25 protein-coding genes are annotated in these 22760 nt (G+C 45.1%); 24 read left to right on the top strand and 1 reads right to left on the bottom strand.

Annotated features, from left to right (window positions below; all coding sequences use genetic code 11):
• Positions 1-51: 51 nt before the first annotated feature.
• From ACFWMP_RS17465 to ACFWMP_RS17430, 8 genes are all read left to right on the top strand, one after another.
• Positions 52-1134, top strand: coding sequence for a hypothetical protein (locus ACFWMP_RS17465; RefSeq protein ID WP_339242698.1), 1083 nt, complete (start codon positions 52-54; stop codon positions 1132-1134).
• 245 nt (positions 1135-1379) lie between these two features.
• Positions 1380-1559 (top strand): IDEAL domain-containing protein, encoded by a 180-nt coding sequence (locus ACFWMP_RS17460; protein WP_042129535.1) that lies wholly within the window; start codon positions 1380-1382, stop codon positions 1557-1559.
• Between the two features lie 204 nt (positions 1560-1763).
• Positions 1764-2183 (top strand): DUF2487 family protein, encoded by a 420-nt coding sequence (locus tag ACFWMP_RS17455; protein ID WP_379424360.1) that lies wholly within the window; start codon positions 1764-1766, stop codon positions 2181-2183.
• Positions 2184-2422: 239 nt separating this feature from the next.
• Positions 2423-2977, top strand: coding sequence for a QcrA and Rieske domain-containing protein (locus ACFWMP_RS17450; RefSeq protein ID WP_042190144.1), 555 nt, complete (start codon positions 2423-2425; stop codon positions 2975-2977).
• A 6-nt stretch (positions 2978-2983) separates the two neighbouring features.
• On the top strand, positions 2984-3655 hold the full coding sequence (gene qcrB / locus ACFWMP_RS17445; protein WP_042129529.1) for a menaquinol-cytochrome c reductase cytochrome b subunit: 672 nt from the start codon (positions 2984-2986) through the stop codon (positions 3653-3655).
• 26 nt (positions 3656-3681) lie between these two features.
• Positions 3682-4554 (top strand): menaquinol-cytochrome c reductase cytochrome b/c subunit, encoded by an 873-nt coding sequence (locus ACFWMP_RS17440; RefSeq protein WP_042190142.1) that lies wholly within the window; start codon positions 3682-3684, stop codon positions 4552-4554.
• Positions 4555-4647: 93 nt separating this feature from the next.
• A complete protein-coding gene (locus tag ACFWMP_RS17435) occupies positions 4648-5289 on the top strand; it encodes a DUF1405 domain-containing protein (RefSeq protein ID WP_339242694.1) in 642 nt (213 codons plus the stop codon).
• Positions 5290-5444: 155 nt separating this feature from the next.
• Positions 5445-6344: a sporulation protein YpjB gene (locus tag ACFWMP_RS17430; protein ID WP_339242692.1), complete on the top strand. Its 900-nt coding sequence runs from the start codon at positions 5445-5447 to the stop codon at positions 6342-6344.
• 140 nt (positions 6345-6484) lie between these two features.
• Here ACFWMP_RS17430 and ACFWMP_RS17425 read toward each other — a convergent pair whose 3' ends face one another.
• Positions 6485-7354, bottom strand: coding sequence for a YitT family protein (locus ACFWMP_RS17425; protein WP_042190138.1), 870 nt, complete (start codon positions 7352-7354; stop codon positions 6485-6487).
• A gap of 168 nt (positions 7355-7522) precedes the next feature.
• On the opposite strand from ACFWMP_RS17425, the gene ACFWMP_RS17420 reads away from it, so the two are divergent.
• The 16 genes from ACFWMP_RS17420 (at position 7523) to ACFWMP_RS17345 (ending at position 22698) form a co-directional block, all read left to right on the top strand.
• Positions 7523-7852, top strand: coding sequence for a nucleotide pyrophosphohydrolase (locus ACFWMP_RS17420; protein WP_036676271.1), 330 nt, complete (start codon positions 7523-7525; stop codon positions 7850-7852).
• Between the two features lie 59 nt (positions 7853-7911).
• Positions 7912-8433 carry a tetratricopeptide repeat protein gene (locus ACFWMP_RS17415; protein WP_042190136.1) on the top strand — a complete coding sequence of 174 codons (522 nt, stop codon included), beginning with the start codon at positions 7912-7914 and terminating at the stop codon, positions 8431-8433.
• 33 nt (positions 8434-8466) lie between these two features.
• Positions 8467-9270 (top strand): 4-hydroxy-tetrahydrodipicolinate reductase, encoded by an 804-nt coding sequence (gene dapB / locus ACFWMP_RS17410; protein WP_042190132.1) that lies wholly within the window; start codon positions 8467-8469, stop codon positions 9268-9270.
• Positions 9271-9285: 15 nt separating this feature from the next.
• Positions 9286-9708, top strand: coding sequence for a methylglyoxal synthase (locus ACFWMP_RS17405; protein WP_042129517.1), 423 nt, complete (start codon positions 9286-9288; stop codon positions 9706-9708).
• Complete coding sequence (gene bshB1, locus ACFWMP_RS17400; protein ID WP_042190130.1) at positions 9705-10415, top strand: bacillithiol biosynthesis deacetylase BshB1; 711 nt, start codon at positions 9705-9707, stop codon at positions 10413-10415. The genes ACFWMP_RS17405 and bshB1 overlap by 4 nt, the downstream gene beginning before the upstream one ends.
• A gap of 20 nt (positions 10416-10435) precedes the next feature.
• Positions 10436-11593: an N-acetyl-alpha-D-glucosaminyl L-malate synthase BshA gene (bshA, locus tag ACFWMP_RS17395; RefSeq protein ID WP_339242685.1), complete on the top strand. Its 1158-nt coding sequence runs from the start codon at positions 10436-10438 to the stop codon at positions 11591-11593.
• A gap of 22 nt (positions 11594-11615) precedes the next feature.
• Positions 11616-12926 carry a CCA tRNA nucleotidyltransferase gene (locus ACFWMP_RS17390; RefSeq protein WP_379424359.1) on the top strand — a complete coding sequence of 437 codons (1311 nt, stop codon included), beginning with the start codon at positions 11616-11618 and terminating at the stop codon, positions 12924-12926.
• Entirely contained in the window at positions 12916-13716 is an 801-nt protein-coding gene (locus ACFWMP_RS17385; RefSeq protein ID WP_052404372.1) for a biotin--[acetyl-CoA-carboxylase] ligase, read from the top strand. The genes ACFWMP_RS17390 and ACFWMP_RS17385 overlap by 11 nt, the downstream gene beginning before the upstream one ends.
• A gap of 335 nt (positions 13717-14051) precedes the next feature.
• Positions 14052-14918 carry a 3-methyl-2-oxobutanoate hydroxymethyltransferase gene (gene panB / locus ACFWMP_RS17380; RefSeq protein WP_042190123.1) on the top strand — a complete coding sequence of 289 codons (867 nt, stop codon included), beginning with the start codon at positions 14052-14054 and terminating at the stop codon, positions 14916-14918.
• Between the two features lies 1 nt (position 14919).
• On the top strand, positions 14920-15810 hold the full coding sequence (gene panC, locus ACFWMP_RS17375) for a pantoate--beta-alanine ligase (protein WP_042190121.1): 891 nt from the start codon (positions 14920-14922) through the stop codon (positions 15808-15810).
• Positions 15803-16186, top strand: coding sequence for an aspartate 1-decarboxylase (gene panD / locus ACFWMP_RS17370; protein WP_042129504.1), 384 nt, complete (start codon positions 15803-15805; stop codon positions 16184-16186). Before panC ends, panD begins: the two co-directional genes overlap by 8 nt.
• Positions 16187-16297: 111 nt before the next feature.
• Positions 16298-16939, top strand: a complete 642-nt coding sequence (locus ACFWMP_RS17365) for a tetratricopeptide repeat protein (RefSeq protein ID WP_149646832.1) — start codon at positions 16298-16300, stop codon at positions 16937-16939.
• Between the two features lie 136 nt (positions 16940-17075).
• Entirely contained in the window at positions 17076-19937 is a 2862-nt protein-coding gene (gene dinG / locus ACFWMP_RS17360; protein WP_042190117.1) for an ATP-dependent DNA helicase DinG, read from the top strand.
• A 131-nt stretch (positions 19938-20068) separates the two neighbouring features.
• On the top strand, positions 20069-20722 hold the full coding sequence (locus ACFWMP_RS17355; RefSeq protein WP_076299589.1) for a redox-sensing transcriptional repressor Rex: 654 nt from the start codon (positions 20069-20071) through the stop codon (positions 20720-20722).
• Positions 20709-22010 (top strand): amidohydrolase, encoded by a 1302-nt coding sequence (locus tag ACFWMP_RS17350; RefSeq protein ID WP_042190113.1) that lies wholly within the window; start codon positions 20709-20711, stop codon positions 22008-22010. The genes ACFWMP_RS17355 and ACFWMP_RS17350 overlap by 14 nt, the downstream gene beginning before the upstream one ends.
• A 169-nt stretch (positions 22011-22179) precedes the next feature.
• Positions 22180-22698: a cell wall elongation regulator TseB-like domain-containing protein gene (locus tag ACFWMP_RS17345; RefSeq protein ID WP_149646834.1), complete on the top strand. Its 519-nt coding sequence runs from the start codon at positions 22180-22182 to the stop codon at positions 22696-22698.
• Positions 22699-22760 lie beyond the last annotated feature (62 nt).

The following is a 22760-nucleotide window of genomic DNA, read 5'->3' as shown; positions in this document are numbered from 1 at the left end:
AAAAAGGGCTGTATTTCCCATAATGGTAGTAAAACGGTGAGGCGATAAAACATGAATCTGGCGGATATGCTCACTTATGCAGATATTGGACAGCTGACCGCCATAGCGGGACGCTACCGGTGTGAATGCAAGCAGAATTCCAAACATGACTTGATCCAGAGTATTTTGATTATGCTTGGAAGCAGAAGTTTTATGGAGTCTCATATCCGGGAATGTGCTCCGGAGGATCTACGGTTTCTGAATACATTACTTTTTGATGAACGCAGCTACTTTAGTCTGGAAGATTTGTTGGCTGTAGCTAGACAGGCTTCTTTTGATGCTCAAGAAGGAAAGACCGGGGGCTTCCGGGAAATGGTTTCTCGTTTCAAAAGCGGAGGCTGGCTCTTTAGCGGTTCCTCCCAGCAAACCAGATACTTGTTCCAAGTGCCTAAAGACTTGAAAGAGCGCTTTCGTGAGACGATGAGCGCACATATCAAGGATAAGGTTGCGGTTAGCTCTGAACCAGCCATGTATCGAAATGAAGGAGAATTGTTATTAAGTGATCTGGTTATGCTTCTGAGATATATCAAGGAAAATGAGCCAGAGCTTAATCAGGAAGGGGCAATGTATAGGCGGTATCAGCAAGGAGTGATGAATGCACTTCATATTCCGGAGGATCTTCTTAGCAAAGGCGGCTGGAGATTTGGTTATGGTAGGGCATGTGAGCATTATCCGCCTAGATTAGCGCTCCTGTATGATTATGTTCGTCATCGCCGCTGGATCACTGAAGAAGGTTTTCGGCTAAGGCTTACGGCGACTGGAGAGGCAGTGTTAGCCGACGGAAAATGTGACTCTTTGATGCAGATATTCTCTTTTTGGTTAAAACTATATAAGGGGGCTGTACCAAACCTGCCTTCACTTGTGTATTGGGTAAGCATTAGTGCTGGGAATTGGGTGAGCGTACCTTCATTAGTGGATGGTATTGGGTGGTTAATTAAACCGTTCTATTATGACAATGCTGCCTCTATTTTGGAGCAACGAATTATTCGGATGATGGTGCACCTTGGGATGCTTAAATTAGGGGAGACTACTGCTGGTCTCACTGTGATGATGACGCCGTGGGGGATGGAGATAGCCGTGCCTAAACATCTATAGTAGTATGAAGGCATACAAGAAAATGCTTATGGGGATTACATACGTAGATGAGGACTTCGCTTTGGTTGTTGATAGGAACATTAGATGAAGTATTGATCAGAATGGGTAAATATGTAGAACGTAGACAGGATTGTTGAATATGATTTAGTAGGTGCCGTCACTTTTGAAACCGAAAACAAAATCATCTTGATGGATATCAAAATATTAAAGCAATAAGGATCTCTTAAACAGCGGAGGTGTATCGAATGGACAAAATGAAGGCTACGTACGAAGTGATGCTAGGACTTGCGGCAGAAATGGTGTGGGATGAAGCGCTGCGAAAGCGTCGCTCCGACATCTTGCACCGTGAGATTGACACGGCGCTGGCTACAGGAGATAAATTGGCTTTTCGAAATCTTACAGAAGAACTTAAAAGTTTGGCATAAAGAAATGCGCTTAGCGCATTTCTTTTTTTATTAAATAGGTACCTGTTCAACTCACTTTCTGTATCAATTAGAGGTGAAGGAAGACGGGTGAAAATCTAAATCTAGACGTTTGTCCTCCTCTTTCAATATAATGGGATTTGTAACATCGGGCAAATTTGTGAAAAGTGGACGCGAAGAAGCATCGTAAATAGGGAGATGACATTAATGAAATTCAGTGATTTTGAAGTTGAACAGTGGGAAGAAAATCGAAAGTTCTATGATACATGTCTCATACCTTTTACAGGATTAAGTGGATCCGAGAGTCCTCCTGAGACGGTTCAAGCATTAGAAAGATTACGTGATTTTATGGATTTGGTGGAAATACCGTTTAAGGGACGGATTGTAACTTACCCGGCGATTCAGTATGGAGGGGAAGGATATATCGATCTAATTAATGAGGTTTGCCGAAAAGTCAAATCCAGTGGTTTCCAGTATGCCGTGGTGTTAACAGCAGATATAGCACTTCTGGAACAAGAAATTTTTGAAAGCGATTTAGTACTCTCTCTGCCTATCATTGAGGGCTCTCTGGAAGGTAAGATTAATAGTGATATTGGTATGAAAATTCAAAAGATGTGGGGACGGTGAGTCTCTTTTAAATGTGACAGAAAATCAACAATTGTAAGTAAAAATCACTTTTTGGCCTGTCACAAATTAGACAATATTCTTGACGGGTTTTAGTGCCTAAGCTATTATTAGGTTGAATCGAAATGGTATGTGATGTATTTCATTGAAAAGATTTGAAAACGGATTATTTATAGTAAGGCATCTCTGATCGGACACCTTAGATACTTTCTTATATCTTGAGAAGGGGGTTATATAACAGTATGAGCAGCCATAATGATCAACAGGATATTTGGCCTGAACAACCACCCAGCCGTAAAGAGATGTCGCGCAGGCAATTTTTGACCTACACGCTAGGTGGCGCTACTGCTTTTATGGGGGCAGGTACAATTCTCCCAATGGTCCGTTTTGTCGTGGACCCAATATTACATAAGAAGGGTGCAGGTGATTTTATAAAGGTTGCTGAAATTAGCAAAATCACCGAAGAGCCCCAAGAGTTTACGTTTGAATTGAAACAGAAAGACGGATGGTACGACAGCACAGCGACGCTGACTGCGTGGATCCGTAAAGACGCAAAGGGTGATATTTATGCGCTTTCACCCATTTGTAAACATTTAGGATGTACGGTTGGGTGGAACAATGATAAGGCACATCCGGACGAGTATCACTGTCCTTGCCACGGTGCGCGTTATACCAAACTCGGCAAAAATCTCGAAGTAGCTCCAAAACCGCTTGACCAGTATAAAACGAAATTTGATAACGGGTGGGTTCTTTTGGGTGATATTGTGCCTAATACAGTAGCTAGTGAGGAGGCGTAGGTTCTAATGTTTAAAAATGTCTATAACTGGATTGACGAACGTTTGGATGTTACGCCAATTTGGAGAGACGTGGCCGACCACGAGGTTCCTGAGCATGTTAACCCGGCCCATCACTTCTCTGCGTTTGTGTATTGTTTTGGCGGACTGACCTTTTTTATTACAGTGATTCAGATCTTATCGGGTATGTTCTTAACGATGTATTATGTTCCAGATATTATCAATGCTTATGCAAGTGTTGAGTATTTACAATCTAGTGTTGCCTTTGGACAAATTGTTCGCGGAATGCATCACTGGGGTGCCAGTCTTGTCATTGTTATGATGTTCCTTCATACGATGCGCGTCTTCTTTACAGGCTCTTATAAAGCTCCGCGTGAGATGAACTGGGTAGTTGGAATGCTCATCTTCTTCGTAATGTTGGGTCTCGGTTTAACGGGTTACTTATTGCCTTGGGACAATAAAGCTTACTTCGCGACTAAGGTAACACTCGAAATTGCTAACTCTGTTCCAGTGATGGGACCCGTATTGAAAGAACTTATGCAAGGCGGTACGATTGTTGGTGCAGAAACGTTGACTCGGTTCTTCGCACTTCATGTTTTCTTCCTCCCAGCGGTGCTTCTTAGTCTGCTCGTAGGACACTTTATTATGATCCGCAGACAAGGGATTTCTGGACCGTTGTAAGTTAATCTGAGAGAGGAGGAATACGGATGGCACATGGAAACAATTCTAAGGAAAAGGTTGTATATGTCGGTGATACCAGAGTTCGTAAAGGCAATGGATTTATCACACCTCCAGACTATTCAGCCTATCCTGGTAAATCGGAAGCCTTCATCCCTAACTTTCTACTGAAAGAATGGATGGTTGGCGTCGTTGTACTTGTAGGAATATTAGTGCTTACTATTTCAGAGCCAGCGCCGCTAGGGTTTCCAGCGAATGCGAGTGCTACGGTTATCCCAATTCCTGACTGGTATTTCTTGTTTCTCTATCAGTATTTGAAGCTTCCTTATGCTTCAGGTGATTATATCGTTCTGGGTACATTAGGTGTAACCGGTGTAGCTTTTGGTTCACTTCTTTTAGCACCATTTCTTGACACGGGCAGAGAACGTCGCTTCTATCGTAGACCGATCGCTTCATCTTTGATGTTCTTATCGCTAGCGGCGATTGTGTACTTAACAAATACCGCTTGGACGGAATACAAACATGAAATGGCTGAAACTGGTCAAATTCCTGAAGATGTTCAACGGGAAGAGAAGGCGGCAGAGAATAGGGCGAAGGGGCTTCCAACCTCGAGTGCAGTTAAGGCAAAGGAAGTAGCGATTGTAGATAAGGATGATCCGGCTATGGGGCTGTTTAAGCAAGCTACTTGCATCTCTTGTCATGCGGCGGATTTGAAAGGGGCAGGCGGGCCTTCACTTCGCGGCGTTGGGGACACCCATGATAAAGAAGCAATCCTTACTATTATAAAAGAGGGTCAAGGACAGATGCCGAAGATGTATGATATTGCTCTGGGAGCGGGGCTTTCGGATCAAGACATTGATGCCTTGGCAGACTGGCTTGCCAAACAAAAAAGCGAACAGTAAAATAAAAATAACGCAAAACCTGATCGAAACTGCGGTCAGGTTTTTGTATGTCTAAATGTAAAGTTGCCACTACTTGGGAGGTTAATGATCTGTATGTCCGTTCTTGATAAACTGTTTAAGCACCGAGGAATCATTTGGTTGTTATTTATTGTGAATCTTCTCGGTACCATTTATGGCTACATATGGTATGGCAATCAATTGGAGTTCACGGCGGCTAACTTTCCGCTTTGGCTGCTCCCGTTTGTTCCAGATAGTCCAACCGCAAGCTTGTTCTTTACCTTGGCGCTGTTGCTAATGCTCTTTCCTCCAAAAAGCTATACGGGAAACAATGTAAGGGAGCTTATAGAGGCGTTAGCGGTTGTGACGTCTGTGAAGTATGGGATTTGGGCAGTAAGTATGATTTTTGCTGGAGGTTATCAAGGAGATATTCTAGTTTGGAAAGACTGGATGCTGGTGATCTCTCATTTGGGGATGGCGGTAGAAGCCTTGATCTATGCACGATTCTTTTCTTTCCGCAAAATGATTCCGCTAGCGCTGTTCTGGACCCTTGCTAACGATATGCTGGACTATTCCTATGGAATATACCCATGGTTACCTTCTGTACTGAATGATGATGTCACACAGGTGCAATATTTCACGATGGCGCTAACGGTGTTTAGTGTAATTGTTGCTTGGTTGTTTAGTAGTAGACAAAGATCAGTAGACTCTATCTATCAGTTTAAGAACAGGTTCTAGTAAGCAGTTCTAACCCTTGTCCGCCTGCCATACATTTAGAATTATAAGAAGTATAAGTTTTATCCTATACTTTATCCTTATAATTTTACGAGAAACGAATATCGTCTAATAAAGACGACAACGTCGTTTCTTCTTAGGTAGGAGGGGGATGTCTCATGCTCCGAGGGAGATATTATGTGTTGGTTATTCTAGTGTTTTGTTGGTTATTGACCAGCATGAATGTTGAAAAAGCTTCAGCAGCGCAAGGGAATGCTGGTGAAGGTTCTGGCAAGGTTTCGAAGCAAAGCGCCGACGTTAGTTCGGGCGACGGTTTGACAGTGATGAGTGGAAAGACTGGAGCACAGCAGCTAGAACAAGCCGCTGAGGCATTGTATGGGTATGTCTTGGAAGGGGATGTGATGAAGGTCCGACAAGAGACCGAAGAGATCTCTAGGATCATAGTGTCCTCTTCTTTTGAAGGAATGACCTCTGTAGAGGGCATTAATGCGTTGTCAGGGGTCATTATGGACCTGAAGGCTGCTGTGGCAAGTGCAAAAGTATCTCAGCAGCAATTGGAGGCTACAGCTACCAGGTTACGATTAGCTGCCAACAGTCTGAATCAACCCGGACAACCCATTTGGCTTCAGTATTATAAGCTAATTCGCGAGGATTTAAATGCGATGGAGCAAAGTGGTGCTACAAATGATCTGGCGGGATGGAAAACGGCTGTAGAGAGGCTACAGGGCAGGTATGAAAATATCCGGCCAGCGGTGATCGTCTCTCGGAAACCTGAAGTTGTAAATACATTTGATTCTTGGCTCTCATATGCCGCAGGCATTCCTTCTTCCTCACAAAAAATCGAACGGGCCCGGTTACTTGAAATTGTGTCTTATGGTCAGGATACTGTGCGGGTAATGTTCGGAAAAGAGAAGGATGAGCCAGCTTTGTCAGTACCCCTGGCCTCACAAGAATTTGGGATTTGGGGAGGACTAGCCGCAGGGTTTATTATCGCTGTATTAGCTTATGCGGGTTATCGTAAGTACCGTGGAGAGAATCAGAACTTCAAACCAATTTAGTGGAATGGTTATATAAATAAGTAAAAGGAGCGGGGAAGAATCCCCCGCTCCTTTTTTAACGAATCAAAACTTATATATTTGGGGCCCCCGCAAAGTACCTGAGTACGTATCGAAGCAAGGCCCCACTTTGTGGGGATATTTTATGTTTCTCTGAATCCCTCGCCTTGTACGTCGTGCACATCGCTAATAATTACGAACGCGTGCGGATCAATCGATTTGACCAGTAAACTAAGACGGCGAATTTCCTGCCTTGAAACTACACAGTACACCATATGTTTGGCTTGCTTAGAATACGCACCGATTGCAGGGATGAGTGTTACACCTCGTTCTAGTTCAGCAGTTATTAGATCAGCAATTTGGGGTGCCTCATCACTAATGATTGTAAATGCTTTGGCGGCATACGCGCCTTCCTGGATAAAATCGATGACACGCGATGCGATGAACACTGCAACGAGTGTGTATAGAATTTTTTCTTTGGGAATATAGAAGATGGAAGAGCCGATAATGAAAATGTCGATGGCCAGAATAATCTGCCCCATACTCCAGCCGAAATTCCGTCCCAGAATTCTTGCCACAATGTCTACGCCACCTGTTGTGCCACCAAAACGGAACACAATCCCAAGCCCGGTTCCAAGTGTTACCCCTGCGTATAGAGCAGCAAGAATAAAGTCATGTTCGGTACTGAAAGGGACAATCCATCCAGCAGAGATCAATCTTTCGAAGATCCACAAGAAAAGGGACAAAGATCCGATTCCTACCCCTGTGTATACAATTTGGCGGCCGCCTAGGACTTTCCAACCGAGCAGAAACAATGGGAGATTGATTAGCAGTGTTGTTAAAAAGATTGGAATGTCAAAGGCATAATTAAGCAGCAGTGTGATTCCCGTTACGCCGCCTTCCATTAGTTGACTGGGAATGATGAAATACAGTAGTCCGAATGCATATACTGCGGTTCCGAGCATGATAGGGGCAACTGTTTTGCTGATTGAAATTACCTTGTTTGAATTCATGGAATCCCTCGTTAGGCCTTGTTAAGGCAGTTTTTCTTTTCCTATAATAAGTATACCTTTTCTTGCAGGTGTTAAAATATTCAAAAAAGATTTGTCTTCAAAACGTCTTTACGATAACATAGGGGCAAACAGAAGGCAAGATATACAGAGGGGGCAAAGATACATTTTATGGATAAAAGTCTTGGTGACATTCAGCGTGAAGTAGACGCTTATATATCGCAATTTAAAGAAGGATACTTCAGTCCGCTGTCTATGTTAGCCCGCATGTCCGAAGAAGTCGGAGAATTGGCGCGGGAAGTCAATCATGAATTCGGTGAGAAGCCGAAGAAATCTGATGAAGCAGAGAATTCTATAGAGCTTGAACTGGGAGATATTTTGTTTATTACTGTTTGTTTTGCAAATTCTCTTGGGATTGATCTGACTGAAGCACATAATAAGGTCATGCATAAGTTTAATACCCGAGACGCTGGTCGTTGGACACCAAAAGACACCGATTAGGCCTCTATAACATATGCTGTACCAAACGAACGGGATTTAGCCGTGAGGATGGTGAGGATATGGATCAAAGGGATTATGTAAGAGAAGCCTATCGCTCTATATTGCGTAGTGACTTTGCAGAAGCTATTGTATGCTTTGAAGCCGCGATTGCAGCAAGTCCGGCTGATGCTGAAGTCAGATATCGTTGTTCCATAACGTATGCCCGCAGTGGTATGCTAGATAAAGCTTTAGTTCATGCTCAGGCGGCTATGAAGTTAGATGGCAGCAAACCTGAGTATAGTCTACATCTACAGCATCTTCAAGCTATGATGCATGTACAGGAAGCTAAACGGTTGATAGAAGATGAAGATAACAAAACTCGTAACCCGTATCATCCGATTACGCTACTCAAAGAGGCCATCACCCTTGATCCATTATATGGGGATGCTTATGTATGGCTTGCCATCGCACATAGTCGGGTGAATGAACATATGCAGGCTATGGCCGCCTTGAAAGAAGTGATTTCTTTACATCCGGATGATTCTGGCTTGCGAGAATTGATGGTAGACCTTCAGAAATCCATACAATCGTATATGCAGTAACTATATAACTAGTGAAAGCGAGGATGAAAAGATATGAGCAACAAGATCAGAGTTATCGTATCCGGAGCAGGCGGGAGAATGGGTAAAGAGGTTGTTAAACTTGTGCTGCAGGACGAAGAGTTGGAGCTAGCGGCTGCGGTAGATCGTTCAACGATGGATATAGATGCAGGCCGTCTAGTAGGTCTCGAAGACTCAGGAGTTATTGTAACTTCAGATCTTGAGGCTGCCCTCGCGGGAAGCAACGGAGATGTTGTGGTCGATTTCACTACACCACAATCCGCGTATATGAATACAGTGCTAGCCATTAAATATGGAGTGCGTCCGGTTATCGGTACAACCGGATTCACACCGGAGCAAATTGTGGAACTGGACAAGCAGTGTCAAGACCAGGGGATAGGTGGACTTATTGCTCCAAACTTCTCCATAGGGGCTATTTTGTTGATGAGATTTGCGGCTCAAGCTTCAAAATACTTTCCACATCTGGAGATTATCGAGTATCATGGTGACCAAAAACTGGATGCTCCATCCGGAACTGCAGTCAAAACAGCAGAGATGATTTCAGAAGTACGGGAAGAGCTTCGTCAAGGAAACCCTAAAGAAGAAGAAACGATTGAGGGTGCGCGCGGGGGTTACTATAATGGATTCCGGATACATAGTGTCCGTCTTCCTGGTGTGTTTGCCCAAGAAGAAGTGATTTTTGGTGGGTTCGGACAATCCTTAAAAATCCGGCATGATTCTTATGAGCGAGCAGGCTATATGCCAGGCGTTAAGATGGGTATTCAAAAGGTAATGGGATACACTGGCTTGATCTATGGATTTGAGCACTTTATAGAATAGACAGGGGAGAACACCATGTTAAAGATCGCATTTATTGCACATGATCGTAAAAAAGATGAAATCGTAAATTTTGTATTAGCCTATGAGCATGTATTTGTAGGTCATGAACTATTTTCTACGGGGACTACTGGCCAACGGATCATGGATGTGACTAGCTTGAAGATTCATCGCTATATGTCAGGACCATTGGGTGGAGATCAGCAAATTGGGGCAATGGTAGCCCAAGATGAATTGGATCTTATTATTTTCTTGCGCGACCCATTAATGGCACAGCCACATGAACCAGATATTACAGCTTTACTCCGTCTATGTGACGTATATGGTATCCCTGTAGCAACGAATATCGCAACAGCTGAGGTGCTTGTGAAGGCGATTGATCGCGGTGACTTTGCTTGGCGTGAACTCGTCCATAAATACAAACCAGGTGTTGATGAATGAAGCTGGACATTCTTGTATTTGGGGCTCATGCGGATGATGCGGAGATCGGAATGGCAGGTACGATTGCGAAGCATACCGCTGCAGGACTAAAAGTAGGTCTGTGCGATTTAACAGCTGCGGAAATGTCCTCGAACGGTACTGTAGAGCTACGCAAGGAAGAGGCACAGCAAGCTGCTGATCTGCTTGGCGTGTCTGTGCGGACGAATTTGGGTTTATCTGACAGAGGGCTGTTTATAACAGAAGAGCATGTGGCCGCTGTGACAGCCGAAATTCGCCGGTTTGCTCCTGCGATTGTTTTTGCTCCTTATTGGGAAGATCGTCATCCGGATCATATTGCGTGCAGTAAGCTAGTAGAAGAGGCTGTTTTTAATGCTAAACTACGTAAATATATGCCGGACAAGCCGGCAGTTCCGGCTCCACAGCTGTTTTTTTATTTTATAAATGATCTAGGACGTACGGATCTTATTGTAGATGTTACTAAACAATATGGGCTGAAGGAGCAGGCGTTGTCCTGCTATCGCTCCCAGTTCACCAAGCCGCTCGGTGCCGATGCTGTATCCACACCGCTAACGGAAGGTTATATTGAACGTGTTCGTTCCAGAGACATGTTGCTTGGACAGCGGAGACTTATTCCCTATGCGGAAGGATTTGCAACAAAAGTTCCCTATGCAGTAGATCTGTTTACTGCAGGGGATCAAACTATATAAGGTATAGAAGGGGACGGAATATGGATCGTTTGAAAATAGGCATCACTTGTTATCCGTCTCTTGGCGGCTCAGGCGTAGTAGCGACTGAATTAGGAAAACTCTTGGCCGAGAAGGGACATGAAGTTCATTTTATTACACACAGCATTCCGTTTCGGTTAGGGAAATTCCAAAAAAATATATTTTACCATGAGGTAGAGGTTAATGATTATTATGTATTTAAATATCCTCCTTATGATTTAGCACTTGCTACGAAGATGGCTCAGGTTGCCAAAATGCAGAATTTAGATCTGTTGCATGTTCATTACGCCGTTCCGCATGCTGTTTGTGCTTTCCTTGCTAAGCAGATGCTTGGTAATGATATAAAAGTTGTAACGACTTTGCATGGCACTGATATTACGGTACTTGGACAGGATGAATCGCTAAAAGATCTAATCCGTCTTGGAATTAATGAAAGTGATGCCGTAACAGCCGTATCGAAGGATCTCATTAGAGAAACACGAGAAGTGCTGGATATTACGCGCCAGATCGACCTCACTTATAACTTCGTTGATCATCGTGTCTATTATCCACGGGATGTATCGAATCTGCGAGAAGATTTTGCTTCTCCTGAGGAGAAGATCTTGATGCATATCAGTAATTTCCGCCCAGTTAAAAGGGTAAGCGATGTTGTCGATATCTTTGCTAAAGTGAATCGTGAAATCCCTTCACGTCTGTTGCTTGTTGGCGAAGGGCCAGATCTTCCTAAGATTCAAGCTAAGATCAGTGAAATGGGTCTGGATGATAAAGTCCGCTTCTTAGGAAGACAGGATGAGATTGCTCAAGTTATTTCGTTGGCTGATCTTCTTCTGTTACCTTCTGAGAAGGAAAGTTTTGGTCTGGTCGCCCTGGAAGCGATGGCCTGTGGTGTTCCGACTATAGGTTCTCAAACCGGAGGCATTCCGGAGCTCATAGAACATGGCAAGACAGGATTCATTGCTCCAATTGGTGATACAGAAACTATGGCGAAATATGCAATCAAACTCCTATCGGATGATCGCATGGTGGAGCAGTTCAGACAAGCTTGTCTGGAAACGGCCTGCAAAGATTTCTGTAAGGATTCGATTACAAGTCAGTATGAGGATATATATTACCGTGTGCTCGGGCGCAAGGTACCTAGACTGGATACAGTCAGGGGGTAAGGAGTTCGTAATGAAATGGAAAATGGCGCCATCTGCTATGGCTCTTGCGGCGGAAAATGTAATTTCTGAGCTAACCCAAAACGGCCATGAGGCTTTTTGGGTTGGAGGCTGCATTCGCGATGAGCTATTGGGTAGGCCAGTGCATGATATGGATATTACAACTTCAGCAGTGCCGGAGGAAGTGATAGCCATTTTCGCACGCAGTATTCCGACAGGACTAGCACATGGGACGGTTACTGTGCTTCAGGATGGGCATGGATTTGAGGTGACGACATACCGAACTGAAAGCGGCTATGTCGATCATCGTCGTCCGGACCATGTTGAATTTGTTAGTGATGTGAAGGAAGATCTTCGTCGTCGTGATTTTACGATTAACGCGATATGCTGCGGGCTGGACGGAGATTTGATTGATCCCTTCGGAGGCGAGAAGGATCTAGCTCTCCGTGTGATCCGCTGTGTGGGTGATGCTGAGGAACGGTTCGATGAGGATGCGCTTCGCATGCTTCGCTGCGTTCGTTTCGCATCGGTGTTAGATTTCTCCATCGCTAAGAATACGTGGAGGGGGCTACTGCGCCAGCGAGATAAGCTGGCGCATATTGCTGTGGAGCGTGTCCGCGCGGAGCTGGACCGCATCGTAGAGGGGCCGCATCCTCGGCGCGGCCTTGCTATGCTCGCGCGCTGCGAGCTGCTCGCGCGCGGCAAAGCCCCGTTCCCCTGGACCGGAACCGATCTGGCGGCTGCTGCCGCCTTAACGGCCGGGATAGGGGAACTGGAGAGCGCCCACCTGCGGTGGGCGCTTCTCCTCCATGCCCTGAAGCAGTCGGCCCAGGAGGCCGATGAGCTGCTGCGGGCATGGACGTTCTCTGGGACGACGCGTACCAGCGTCGTCCAGGTGCTGCGGGTCCGCGAAGCTTGGACCGCTGCCCTGGAGGCTGTGCCGCCGGGGGAACCGGGCGGCACAGATCTACTGCGGCGGCGCTGGATCGCCGCCGTGCTGACCTTCGGCGTGGAAGCCGCCGAAGGGTGGCTCTCGCTGCTGGCGATCCTGCCAGCAGCTGCCCTTCCCGCTGCGAACTCGCCAGCGGACACGGAAATCTCGCCCGCTGTCACTACGGCGCCTGCAAGAGAGTGGATCGCACAAATGCCATTGAAGAGTCTCTCGGAGCTTGCTGTTACAGGCAATGAGTTGGCGGAAGCGCTTGAGAAACGTCCAGGACCTTGGCTTGGCAATATGCTGAGTGCACTTCTGCAGGCGACTGCTTCGGGAGATCTTCTTAACAATAAACAAGAATTGCTGCTTGAAGCAAAAAGGATGGATGGACATGAGCTATGAAAAAGCGCTGTCGCTAAACGGGTTGAAGCAGGAAGCTTCTGATTCGAATTGGCTAGACAGAGTTCAGCTCCTGGAGTCTGTCGTATCTACTCAGGAGGAAGCCAAACGATTGGCGGAAAACGGTGCGCCAGAAGGAACAACCGTAATCGCTGAAGAACAGACCGGTGCTAGAGGACGAATGGGTAGAAAATGGTTTTCTCCTCGTGGCAAAGGCATTTGGATGAGTATTGTATTGCGTCCGAAGTTACCTTTGTTACAGACTCCTCAGTTAACACTGCTTGCTGGGGTTGCTGTCTGTAAGGCAATTCGCCGTGTAACCGGAGTAGACGCCGGGATTAAATGGCCAAATGATTTGCTTGCGGGCGGTCGAAAGATATGTGGAATTTTGCTCGAGTCTTCGCTAAGAGAAGGAGAGCTTCATTATTGTATCGCCGGGATTGGAATTTCTGCGAACTTGACTGAAGACGATTATCCTGATCATCTGAAGGAAGTAGCGACTTCTCTTCGGATTCAGCGGGGCGGTGTCCCTATTGACCGTTCGGAACTGGTAAGAGCTGTATTGAATGAGTTAGAGCTGCATTTCAATCTTTACATGGAACAAGGTTTTAAACCTATCAAAGAGCTGTGGGAGTCGATGTCAGTTACTTTGGGTCGCCAAATCGCTCTGAATAGCCCTCAGGGACGCTCTGAAAGTGTTGTGGTAGGTTTGGATGAGTTAGGTGGACTAATCCTTAAAAACAGCGCAGGAGAGATTTCTAGCGTATGCTCAGGTGAAATCGAGCTTTTATAAATCTTTTTTATATGACAGGGTGTCATCCCCTGTCATATTTTTTTCGTGTATTTCCGAGTCCTTTTTGTTATACTATGGGGCAGAGGCGGTATCGTTTTGCGAACTGTACTCTTGATCTGATGAACTTATAATGGTTTTATTATTGGAATCACCTTCATAACTGCGTTAGACGGTTACGTTGGATTCTGCTCTGAGCCGTAAGGACCGAGACAGAAGGGACGATCGCGAGTGACTCTTTTTTGCCCTTCGGACCTTTTTAGCAAATCGTTGCTAAAAGGTTTTTTTGTTGCGATTTTTACGGGGATGTAATTTCAAAAAGGAGGACGAAGAGAGAAATGGCAAACAAACAAGCACTTAATATTGTGAAAATGAAAAAAATGAAAGCAGATGGTGAGCGGTTAAGCATGCTGACTGCTTATGATTACCCATCGGCTCTACTTGCTGAAGAAGCCGGTATCGATCTTATTCTGGTGGGTGACTCGCTGGGAAATGTGGTACTTGGATATGATACAACTTTACCGGTTACGATTGACGATATGGTCTACCACACTCGTTCGGTAACTCGGGGCGCACAAAAAACATTCATTGTGGCAGATATGCCATTTATGACCTACCACGGAAGTATAGATGAAACCTTGCGGGGTGTGCGCAGACTGATGCAGGAAGGGCGGGCTCATGCCGTCAAAATGGAAGGCGGTCTCGAAATTTGTGAGACAGTTACTGCGGTTGTAGCTGCGGGAGTTCCTGTGCTGGGGCATATTGGACTTACACCACAATCGGTAAATATGATTGGCGGTTACCGCATTCAAGGTAAGGACGCCAAAGATGCAAAACGTCTGATGGATGAAGCTAAGGCCCTTGAAGCAGCAGGTGCTTTTGCAGTGGTACTGGAGCTGGTGACAGAAGAAGTAGCACAAGCAATTTCTGAGGCACTGAGCATTCCGACCATTGGGATTGGTGCAGGTCGTTATTGTGATGGACAGGTATTGGTTTTCCATGATTTGTTGCGTTATGCCTCACCCTACCGTGAGAAACGTTTTGTCAAAACCTACGCGGATGTGGGTAGCCTGATTCGTGAGGGTATCAGCCAATATGTGCAAGAAGTGAAGGATCGCTCGTACCCAGATGAAGGTCATGTTTTTAAAGCAGATGAAACCGTTCTGGAATCTTTATACGGCGGTGCCGGAAAGGATGGGGAATAAGATGAGAGTCGTCAGAAGCATTAAGCAACTTCGCGAAGCTTTGGAATATATGAGACAAGGTGGGCATACCCCGATTGGGTTTGTTCCAACCATGGGATACCTGCATGAAGGACATGCCAGTCTGCTTCGGCGGGCAGGAGAAATGAGCAACACGGTCGTTATGAGCATATTTGTGAACCCGCTGCAGTTCGGACCGAATGAGGATTATGATTCCTATCCGCGCGATGAAGAGCGTGATTTGGAGCTTGCGGAACGCGAAGGTGTCGATATTGTATTTATCCCCAGTGTGGAAGAAATGTATCCGCAGCCTACCCGGACTACTGTCTCGGTATCAGAGCTTACCACTCGACTTTGTGGGGCTTCGCGTCCAGGGCATTTTAATGGCGTAACAACAGTTGTTAATAAACTATTCAATATCGTGCAGCCAGATTATGCTTTCTTCGGGCTAAAGGATGCTCAGCAAGTAGCTGTGCTCCGCAGAATGGTATCTGATTTGAATATGAATGTTGAAATTGTACCTTGCCCTATCGTTCGTGAAGGAGATGGACTTGCACTTAGCTCGCGTAACGTATTCTTATCTCCAGAGGAACGTTCTCAAGCTCTAGTGTTATCTCGTTCCTTGCGTGAAGCACGTCAGTCTATTGAAGAAGGAAAAGTAACAACCGTTGCTGAAGTGCGGGAATTGTTGATCTCGGTTATTTCCAGCTCTCCTTTGGCGGTCATTGATTATGCGGAAATACTGACTTTCCCTAATCTGGAAGGCTTAGAGAACGAAGTGTTATTAACGGATGTAAATGGGGAAATTATTATAGCGCTTGCCGTGAAGTTTGGCAGAACGCGATTAATTGACAATAATGTATTTATTCCAAAGGAGGTTGCCGCTCTTGTTTAGACATATGATGAAATCCAAAATTCACCGTGCGACGGTGACAGAAGCGAATTTGAATTATGTGGGAAGTATTACCATTGATGAGAACTTAATGGAAGCGGCAGATATTCTTGAGAATGAAAAAGTGCAGATCGTGGACAACAATAATGGTTCACGGTTAGAAACTTATGTTATTCCAGGGCCTCGCGGCAGTGGTGTGATCTGCCTAAATGGTGCAGCTGCACGTCTTGTTCAACCGGGAGATACAGTAATTATTATTTCGTATGCGATGTTGTCTTCGGAAGAACTGGAGTCGCATAAGCCAACGGTGGTATTCGTGGATGAGAACAACAGACCAGTGAAGCTGGCTGATCATGAATTGCATGCTACAATCGCTTAAATTATGGACTTACGCCATGTAATGAATGGCAGGGATGAAAGACCCCGTTCTCGCAGAAAATGAAGTCAGGCAAGCTGAACTGATTTCATCTTCAGTAAGGGGGGATAGCCCATGTTTCAACATTTGTTTGCTGAAATGAACAAGGTGCTTCAGGAGATCGTTACAGATTACCCTACAGCGGAGGGTGCCCGCCGGAATGAGCTTTTATGCAATTATAATATGCTGCATCGACTTAGTGATAAAGTGATGGATGAATGGCTGGCCTTTGCAGAGAAGCTAAGTCACTTTCGTGAAAGTGTAGATTTTACGACTGTGGTTGAAGAGGAAGTGCCAGAACAGGAAGCACCCGAGCTGTGCATGGATACTTTTGTTAGAGGTCAGGGGTATTATAAGCTGCTGATGTATGGAAAATGTATTGAACAGTTTAAGGAAGTTATTGTGCAATATCCGGATAGCTTGGCTGCTCGATTATATTTAGCCATCTCTTACCTGCAGGAAGGGGAGGGGGAAGCTGCTTGGAATCATCTGAACCATATGCTCGGTTTGATACGGGAAACCAAGCTGAAGGCAATGGTTTATAACGCTTTAGGTTGCATCAGGGCCTCTCAAGAACGGTTCAATGAAGCGCAGGAGCTGTTTGGCCTTTCTTTGCAGCTTGACCCGGCACTTCCTGAACCAACCGTTAATTTGGAGGTTTGCCGCCGCCGTGGAGGTAAGCTTCATTTCGGAAATCAGCTTGTTTCATTATTGTAAATTATTACGTTTACGGTTTATTATTCCGCATTTTCATTCAAGCGATGCATCCCCTGAACCAGTGGTGTGCATCGCCTTTTTTCGCAACTTCTGTTATGCTGATTAAGAGTCTCAATTGAAAGGGAATAGAATTATAATGAAATTTGCCGTGCTTGATTTTGAAACAACGGGAACCCAATCCGTGGGTGAAATTATCCAGGTTGGCCTTGCAATTATAGAAGAAGACCGGTCCATCTCCCGGGTATATGGTTCCTACGTCAAGCCCGGAACGCCGATACCTCCTTTTATAACTGGTCTAACGGGGATTACCGATGATGATGTAAAGGATGCACCTGAGCTGGATGAGATGATGATGGAGCTTGTCCCACTCTTGGATGATGTTGTGCTTGTAGGGCATAATGTCGCATTTGACTTCCATTTTTTGCAAAATGCTTTAGACCGATGTGGGTATTTACCATTTCAAGGGCGGATTTTAGATACGATTGATTTTCTGAAAATCTGCTTTCCTTCCCTCACATCCTATCAACTAGGATCAGTTAGTGCACATTTTGGAGTGACGCACGATCGTCCGCATCAGGCAGACAGTGATGCACTCGCAACTGCTCTTGTATTGCTGAAATGTCTGGAGGAGCTCTACGATTTGCCTCTGCTGACGATTCAGAGACTCTGTGAGCTGTTTACGGAAGAGGATAGTGATCTGGGTTGGTATTTTGATGGTCTGCTGCGTGAACGGGAAGCGGAGACGCTTCAGCCCGAAGGTGATCTGACTTTCTATCGTCAATTAGCGCTTGCTGTAGGAGACTGGAACGAATTAGCTCCACCTCGAGACGAGCATGCTGAGAATCCACTACACAATTTATCTTTTACAGATTATATGGATGAAGTAACGAAACGACTTAAGGAAACTTTGCCACAGTATGAAAGCCGAGAAGCTCAGGATATTATGATCAATGAGGTGATGACGGCACTTGCCGAAGACAAGCATCTATTGATCGAAGCAGGGACAGGAACCGGTAAATCCCTTGGTTATTTATTGCCTGCCATATACCAAAGCGTACGCACTAATGAAAAAGTCATGGTCAGCACTCATACTATTAATCTGCAGGATCAATTGCGTGAGCGTGATATTCCTTTGTTAACGCAGGTAGTTCCTTTTCCATTTAAAGCTGCAATTTTTAAGGGCAGAGGGCATTATTTGTGTCTTCGTAAGTTCGAACATAAAATTAATAAAAAAGACTTTATAAGTCCGAGGGAAGATGCGCTTACTGCGGCTCAGATGATCGTTTGGCTGACACAAAGTGAATCAGGAGATGACGAAGAGCTTAATCTAAGTGGACGTGGCGGAGATTTTTGGGAGACGGTGGCAAGCGATACCGATTCTTGTCTGGGTCGCTCGTGTCCTTGGTTCCGTAAGTGTTATTATCATCGGGCTAAGCATGAAGCTGGTATTGCAGACGTGGTCATTACGAACCACTCTAAGCTTTTCGCAGATGTTAAGGCTGGGCATCAACTACTTCCGGCTTATGAACATCTTGTAATAGATGAAGCCCATCATCTGGAGGACGTGGCTGGCAAGCATTTAGGCATGCATATGAAGCATTTCACGGTGGCACATACACTATCGCGTCTTTATAAGGATAGTCGAAATGGCCAACTTCCTACACTTCGCCAAATGCTTCAGTCATCAGGCAGTGAGGAAGCTTCTGAATGGAGCGGAGTGATCGATAGAATCTATCCGGACCTTCTTACCGTAAAAGAAACCTGGGATCTGCTTAGTGATAAACTATTCAGCCTCTTGCCGGAACGCAGCGATGCAGCGGCGGGAGAAGCCGGCCAGTTAGTCATGCGGCTACTTCCTACCCGTAAACCGAAAGATTGGGATGAATTGGTTGCTTTAGAGAATACTATGAATCTGACATTAAGCGAAATTATCCGTAAAGGTGATAAAATGCTTAATGAGATGCGAGATCAAGAAGGTCAATCTTCCTCAGATAGCCTAGTTACCGATATTAGCGGCTTATTTAAGGATTTAGCTTCTATACGTGAGCAAGTACGGTTTTTTATGGGATTAAATGATGAGAATGTAGTATATTGGCTGGAGGCGAATGGAAATTATCGCAGTAAATCGCTACAGCTGTATGCCGTTCCTGTTGATGTTAGTACTCAGCTTAAGGAGCTGTTTTTCGACAAGAAGAAAAGTATCGTACTAACTTCGGCGACACTCTCTGTGGATAAATCTTTCCAGTTTATGATTGATAATCTCGGACTTAATGAAGCTGCGGAAGAGGGGCGTCTGATGACATCACTCCTGCCTTCTCCCTTTAAGTATCGGGAGCAGGCGCTGTTAGTTATTCCGCGGGATTTCCCAAGTGTGAAGGGGAGTGTAGGCGATGCCCGATTTGTCGATACACTCGTACAGTCACTAGCAGAAGCAGCTATTACAACACGTGGGCGGATGCTTGTCCTGTTTACTTCTTACAAGATGCTACGCCAGGTTTACGATCCTCTGAAAGAGGCTCTAGCCTCACAAGAGATCACGGTGTTAGGTCAAGGCGTGGAGGGGGGCAGTCGTAGCAAGCTGATCCGCCGTTTTCAGGACAGTGCAGCTTCTGTACTGTTAGGAACAAGCAGCTTTTGGGAGGGTGTAGATATTCCAGGTGAAGCATTAACATGCTTGGCCATCGTGAGACTCCCATTTCAACCGCCAAACCACCCCCTAGCGGAAGCGAAGTCTGAGTTATTACAAGCCCAGAAAAAGAATCCGTTCATGAAGTTGTCTGTTCCTCAGGCGGTTATTCGCTTCAAGCAAGGATTTGGGAGGCTGGTACGGACAGCGCAAGATCGGGGTATTGTTATTGTGTATGACACAAGGGTGATCGAATCTCACTATGGGAAGTATTTCCTCTATTCGTTGCCTGGCCCGAAAATGGAGCATATGCTTACGGATCAAATGGTTCCTCGTATAGCGGAGTGGTTGGAAGACGGAGGCGTTTCTTGAAAAGAACGTCATCGATCTTATTAATCTCTCTACAAGGAAGGGCGGTATAAGAATACCGCTCTTCCTTGAGACGAGGTGCAGATATTTCGATAGGATTTGAACAGAATATCACTTAAATTAGGAGGTAAATTATGAAATCGGATAAAATATCAGAAGCCGTTGTTCGCAGACTTCCTGTGTACTTGCGTTTCTTGAATGATCTCCAGAAACGTGAAATATTAACCGTTTCCTCACAAGAACTAGGACAAAAACTTGATTTGAATCCTGCTCAAATTCGTAAAGATTTAGCTTATTTTGGAGACTTTGGTAGAAAAGGTATCGGGTATGACGTAACTTATCTTATTGAAAAAATCCGTCATATTCTGAAGCTGGATCAACAATTGAATGTGGCTTTAGTAGGTGCCGGTAACCTTGGACATGCATTATCTAATTACAATGCTTATCTGAAAGATACTATGAAGATTACCGCTATATTTGACTCCTATGCACCTAAGGTAGGGCGGAAAATCAACTCTCTTACCGTTCAACCGATGGAGGAGCTTGGACAGACGGTTCGTGAGCAAGGTATTCGAATTGGGATCATTACTGTGCCTGATTCAGAAGCGCAGAATGTAGCAGATATTCTCATTGAGTCTGGCATTGAGGCGATTTTGAATTTTGCACCAGTGATTCTAAAAACACCATCGAATATCCGGGTTCATGCTGCCGATTTTACAACGGATTTGCAAAGCCTTGCTTATTATTTGAAAGACGGAAAGGAAGAAACCGGAAATGAAGAGCAGTAAAACGATTATTAAGGGCGGGCGTTTTCTTATTCCGGGAACGGATGAGCCGGTTCTGAATGGATATATGACTATTGAAGATGATTTGATCACTTACATAGGAAAAGAAGAGCCTTTAATGGAAGATGATGTGCAAGTTGTTGATGGCAGTCGTCTGCTGTTTATGCCAGGTCTGGTAAACACACATGGCCATGCGGCAATGTCATTGCTTCGTGGTTATGGAGATGATTTAGCACTTCAGGTGTGGCTTCAAGAGAAGATGTGGCCGATGGAAGCGAAATTCACTGGAGAAGATGTATACTGGGGAACCTCCTTGTCGGTACTGGAAATGCTAAAAGGTGGTACTACAACCTTCTTGGATATGTATGATCATATGGATCGAGTAGCAGAGGTAGTCGAATTATCAGGCATTCGTTCTGTACTGATGAGAGGCGTAATCGGATTATGCCCAGAGGAAGTACAAAATCACAAGCTTGCGGAAGCGATTTCTTTTGCACGAAATTGGCATGGTAAGGCTGATGGTAGAATTACGACGATGATCTCGCCACACGCCCCATATACTTGCCCACCGGACTTCTTTGTTAAGTTTGTTCAAGCGGCACATGATTTGGATTTACCGATGCATACCCATATGTCCGAGACCAAACGCGAAGTGGAGCAGAATGTGGTGGATTACGGACTTCGGCCTGTAGCGCATTTAGAGAAGCTTGGAATGTTCACACGTCCGTCTATTGTTGCACATGGCGTTCATTTGAATGATGAAGAGATCGAGATACTGGCTCGTCATGATGTAGGCGTGTCTCATAACCCAGGAAGTAATCTGAAACTGGCTAGTGGAGTGGCTCGGGTTACGGATCTTCTAAAGGCTGGTGTGAAGGTATCACTGGGTACAGATGGTGCGGCAAGCAATAATAACCTGGATATGTTTGAAGAGATGCGTCTTGCAGCCCTCATCCATAAAGGTGTAAGTGGTGATCCGACGGCTGTTCCAGCTCCGGAAGCGCTGCGTATAGCTACAGAGTATGGCGCAAAGTCTATCTTTTTAAATGATGTGGGTAGACTCGCTGTTGGCATGAAAGCGGACTTTATCGCGATTGATATAGACCAGCCGCATTTGCTACCACACACAGATCTGTTGTCTCATGCTGTATACTCTGCCAGTGCCAAGGATGTTGAGCATGTATGGGTGAATGGTAAACAGGTTGTAAAACATGGAGAATGTGTAACGCTAGATGAGGAAGCAATCCGTCGTAAGGCGCAAGAATCATTTGATGGACTGCTTAAACGGTAGTCTAAGATCATAACGAATAACTGAAAGGCTGTGACTTTCTGCGATTGCAAAGTTACAGCCTTTTGTGTTTCTGATAATTAGATCATTGAATTGGATATGAAACTTTGGATAAACACACAGGTGTGTTATATAATCAAAAAAGATATATTACTAGAAAGGGAGCTGTACCTTGAAGAAAAGGAAAAAATGGATCCTCCTGGGGTCAGTTCTGATTCTGCTCCTTCTGTTTGGACTTATCCAGTTCTATGCTTATATTATGAAAGATCAATGGAACGAGCGAGATATCGCTAAGGATGTCGCTAAAACCAGTGCTGGTCTGACAGAGGTAACCAAAGCGCAGAAATCCGTGTGGGATGAAAATGCGGTGTACTGGGTCTTAACAGGGAAGAATGAAGCCGGGACCGAGTTGATGGTTTGGGTACGTTTTACTGTAGACGGGAAGTTTGCTGAAGGAACCGACGCAGTATATGCTGAAGAACTAAGTAAAGGGACCTCTGAAGCGAAAATGCGTAGCCTTATAAAAGCCGATCTTCCGGACATCAGCATTGAGCGGTTGTTGCCAGGAGTATATAACGGGGAGTATGCTTGGCAGCTTTTTTATAAACAAAGCGGTCGATATTATTATCAATTTTATCGGTTCTCGGATGGGGCTCGAATGGGTGAAGGTTACAGTTTACCTAGCCGCTAAATTAAACAAAGGCATTATAAGAGAAACAAGCGGACCATTTATGGTTCGCTTGTTTTTTAAAA

The organism is Paenibacillus sp. NPDC058367 (assembly GCF_042723305.1).
GTDB lineage: Bacteria > Bacillota > Bacilli > Paenibacillales > Paenibacillaceae > Paenibacillus_AQ.
This window is presented reverse-complemented; position numbering and strand designations above follow the sequence as displayed.

What these genes read in the sequence shown, in the direction of transcription:
- ACFWMP_RS17465 (WP_339242698.1), top strand. Translation starts at nt 52, where the DNA reads ATGAATCTGGCGGATATGCTCACTTATGCAGATATTGGACAGCTGACC.
- ACFWMP_RS17460 (WP_042129535.1), top strand. Translation starts at nt 1,380, where the DNA reads ATGGACAAAATGAAGGCTACGTACGAAGTGATGCTAGGACTTGCGGCA.
- ACFWMP_RS17455 (WP_379424360.1), top strand. Translation starts at nt 1,764, where the DNA reads ATGAAATTCAGTGATTTTGAAGTTGAACAGTGGGAAGAAAATCGAAAG.
- ACFWMP_RS17450 (WP_042190144.1), top strand. Translation starts at nt 2,423, where the DNA reads ATGAGCAGCCATAATGATCAACAGGATATTTGGCCTGAACAACCACCC.
- qcrB (WP_042129529.1), top strand. Translation starts at nt 2,984, where the DNA reads ATGTTTAAAAATGTCTATAACTGGATTGACGAACGTTTGGATGTTACG.
- ACFWMP_RS17440 (WP_042190142.1), top strand. Translation starts at nt 3,682, where the DNA reads ATGGCACATGGAAACAATTCTAAGGAAAAGGTTGTATATGTCGGTGAT.
- ACFWMP_RS17435 (WP_339242694.1), top strand. Translation starts at nt 4,648, where the DNA reads ATGTCCGTTCTTGATAAACTGTTTAAGCACCGAGGAATCATTTGGTTG.
- ACFWMP_RS17430 (WP_339242692.1), top strand. Translation starts at nt 5,445, where the DNA reads ATGCTCCGAGGGAGATATTATGTGTTGGTTATTCTAGTGTTTTGTTGG.
- ACFWMP_RS17425 (WP_042190138.1), bottom strand. Translation starts at nt 7,354, where the DNA reads ATGAATTCAAACAAGGTAATTTCAATCAGCAAAACAGTTGCCCCTATC.
- ACFWMP_RS17420 (WP_036676271.1), top strand. Translation starts at nt 7,523, where the DNA reads ATGGATAAAAGTCTTGGTGACATTCAGCGTGAAGTAGACGCTTATATA.
- ACFWMP_RS17415 (WP_042190136.1), top strand. Translation starts at nt 7,912, where the DNA reads ATGGATCAAAGGGATTATGTAAGAGAAGCCTATCGCTCTATATTGCGT.
- dapB (WP_042190132.1), top strand. Translation starts at nt 8,467, where the DNA reads ATGAGCAACAAGATCAGAGTTATCGTATCCGGAGCAGGCGGGAGAATG.
- ACFWMP_RS17405 (WP_042129517.1), top strand. Translation starts at nt 9,286, where the DNA reads ATGTTAAAGATCGCATTTATTGCACATGATCGTAAAAAAGATGAAATC.
- bshB1 (WP_042190130.1), top strand. Translation starts at nt 9,705, where the DNA reads ATGAAGCTGGACATTCTTGTATTTGGGGCTCATGCGGATGATGCGGAG.
- bshA (WP_339242685.1), top strand. Translation starts at nt 10,436, where the DNA reads ATGGATCGTTTGAAAATAGGCATCACTTGTTATCCGTCTCTTGGCGGC.
- ACFWMP_RS17390 (WP_379424359.1), top strand. Translation starts at nt 11,616, where the DNA reads ATGGCGCCATCTGCTATGGCTCTTGCGGCGGAAAATGTAATTTCTGAG.
- ACFWMP_RS17385 (WP_052404372.1), top strand. Translation starts at nt 12,916, where the DNA reads ATGAGCTATGAAAAAGCGCTGTCGCTAAACGGGTTGAAGCAGGAAGCT.
- panB (WP_042190123.1), top strand. Translation starts at nt 14,052, where the DNA reads ATGGCAAACAAACAAGCACTTAATATTGTGAAAATGAAAAAAATGAAA.
- panC (WP_042190121.1), top strand. Translation starts at nt 14,920, where the DNA reads ATGAGAGTCGTCAGAAGCATTAAGCAACTTCGCGAAGCTTTGGAATAT.
- ACFWMP_RS17365 (WP_149646832.1), top strand. Translation starts at nt 16,298, where the DNA reads ATGTTTCAACATTTGTTTGCTGAAATGAACAAGGTGCTTCAGGAGATC.
- dinG (WP_042190117.1), top strand. Translation starts at nt 17,076, where the DNA reads ATGAAATTTGCCGTGCTTGATTTTGAAACAACGGGAACCCAATCCGTG.
- ACFWMP_RS17355 (WP_076299589.1), top strand. Translation starts at nt 20,069, where the DNA reads ATGAAATCGGATAAAATATCAGAAGCCGTTGTTCGCAGACTTCCTGTG.
- ACFWMP_RS17350 (WP_042190113.1), top strand. Translation starts at nt 20,709, where the DNA reads ATGAAGAGCAGTAAAACGATTATTAAGGGCGGGCGTTTTCTTATTCCG.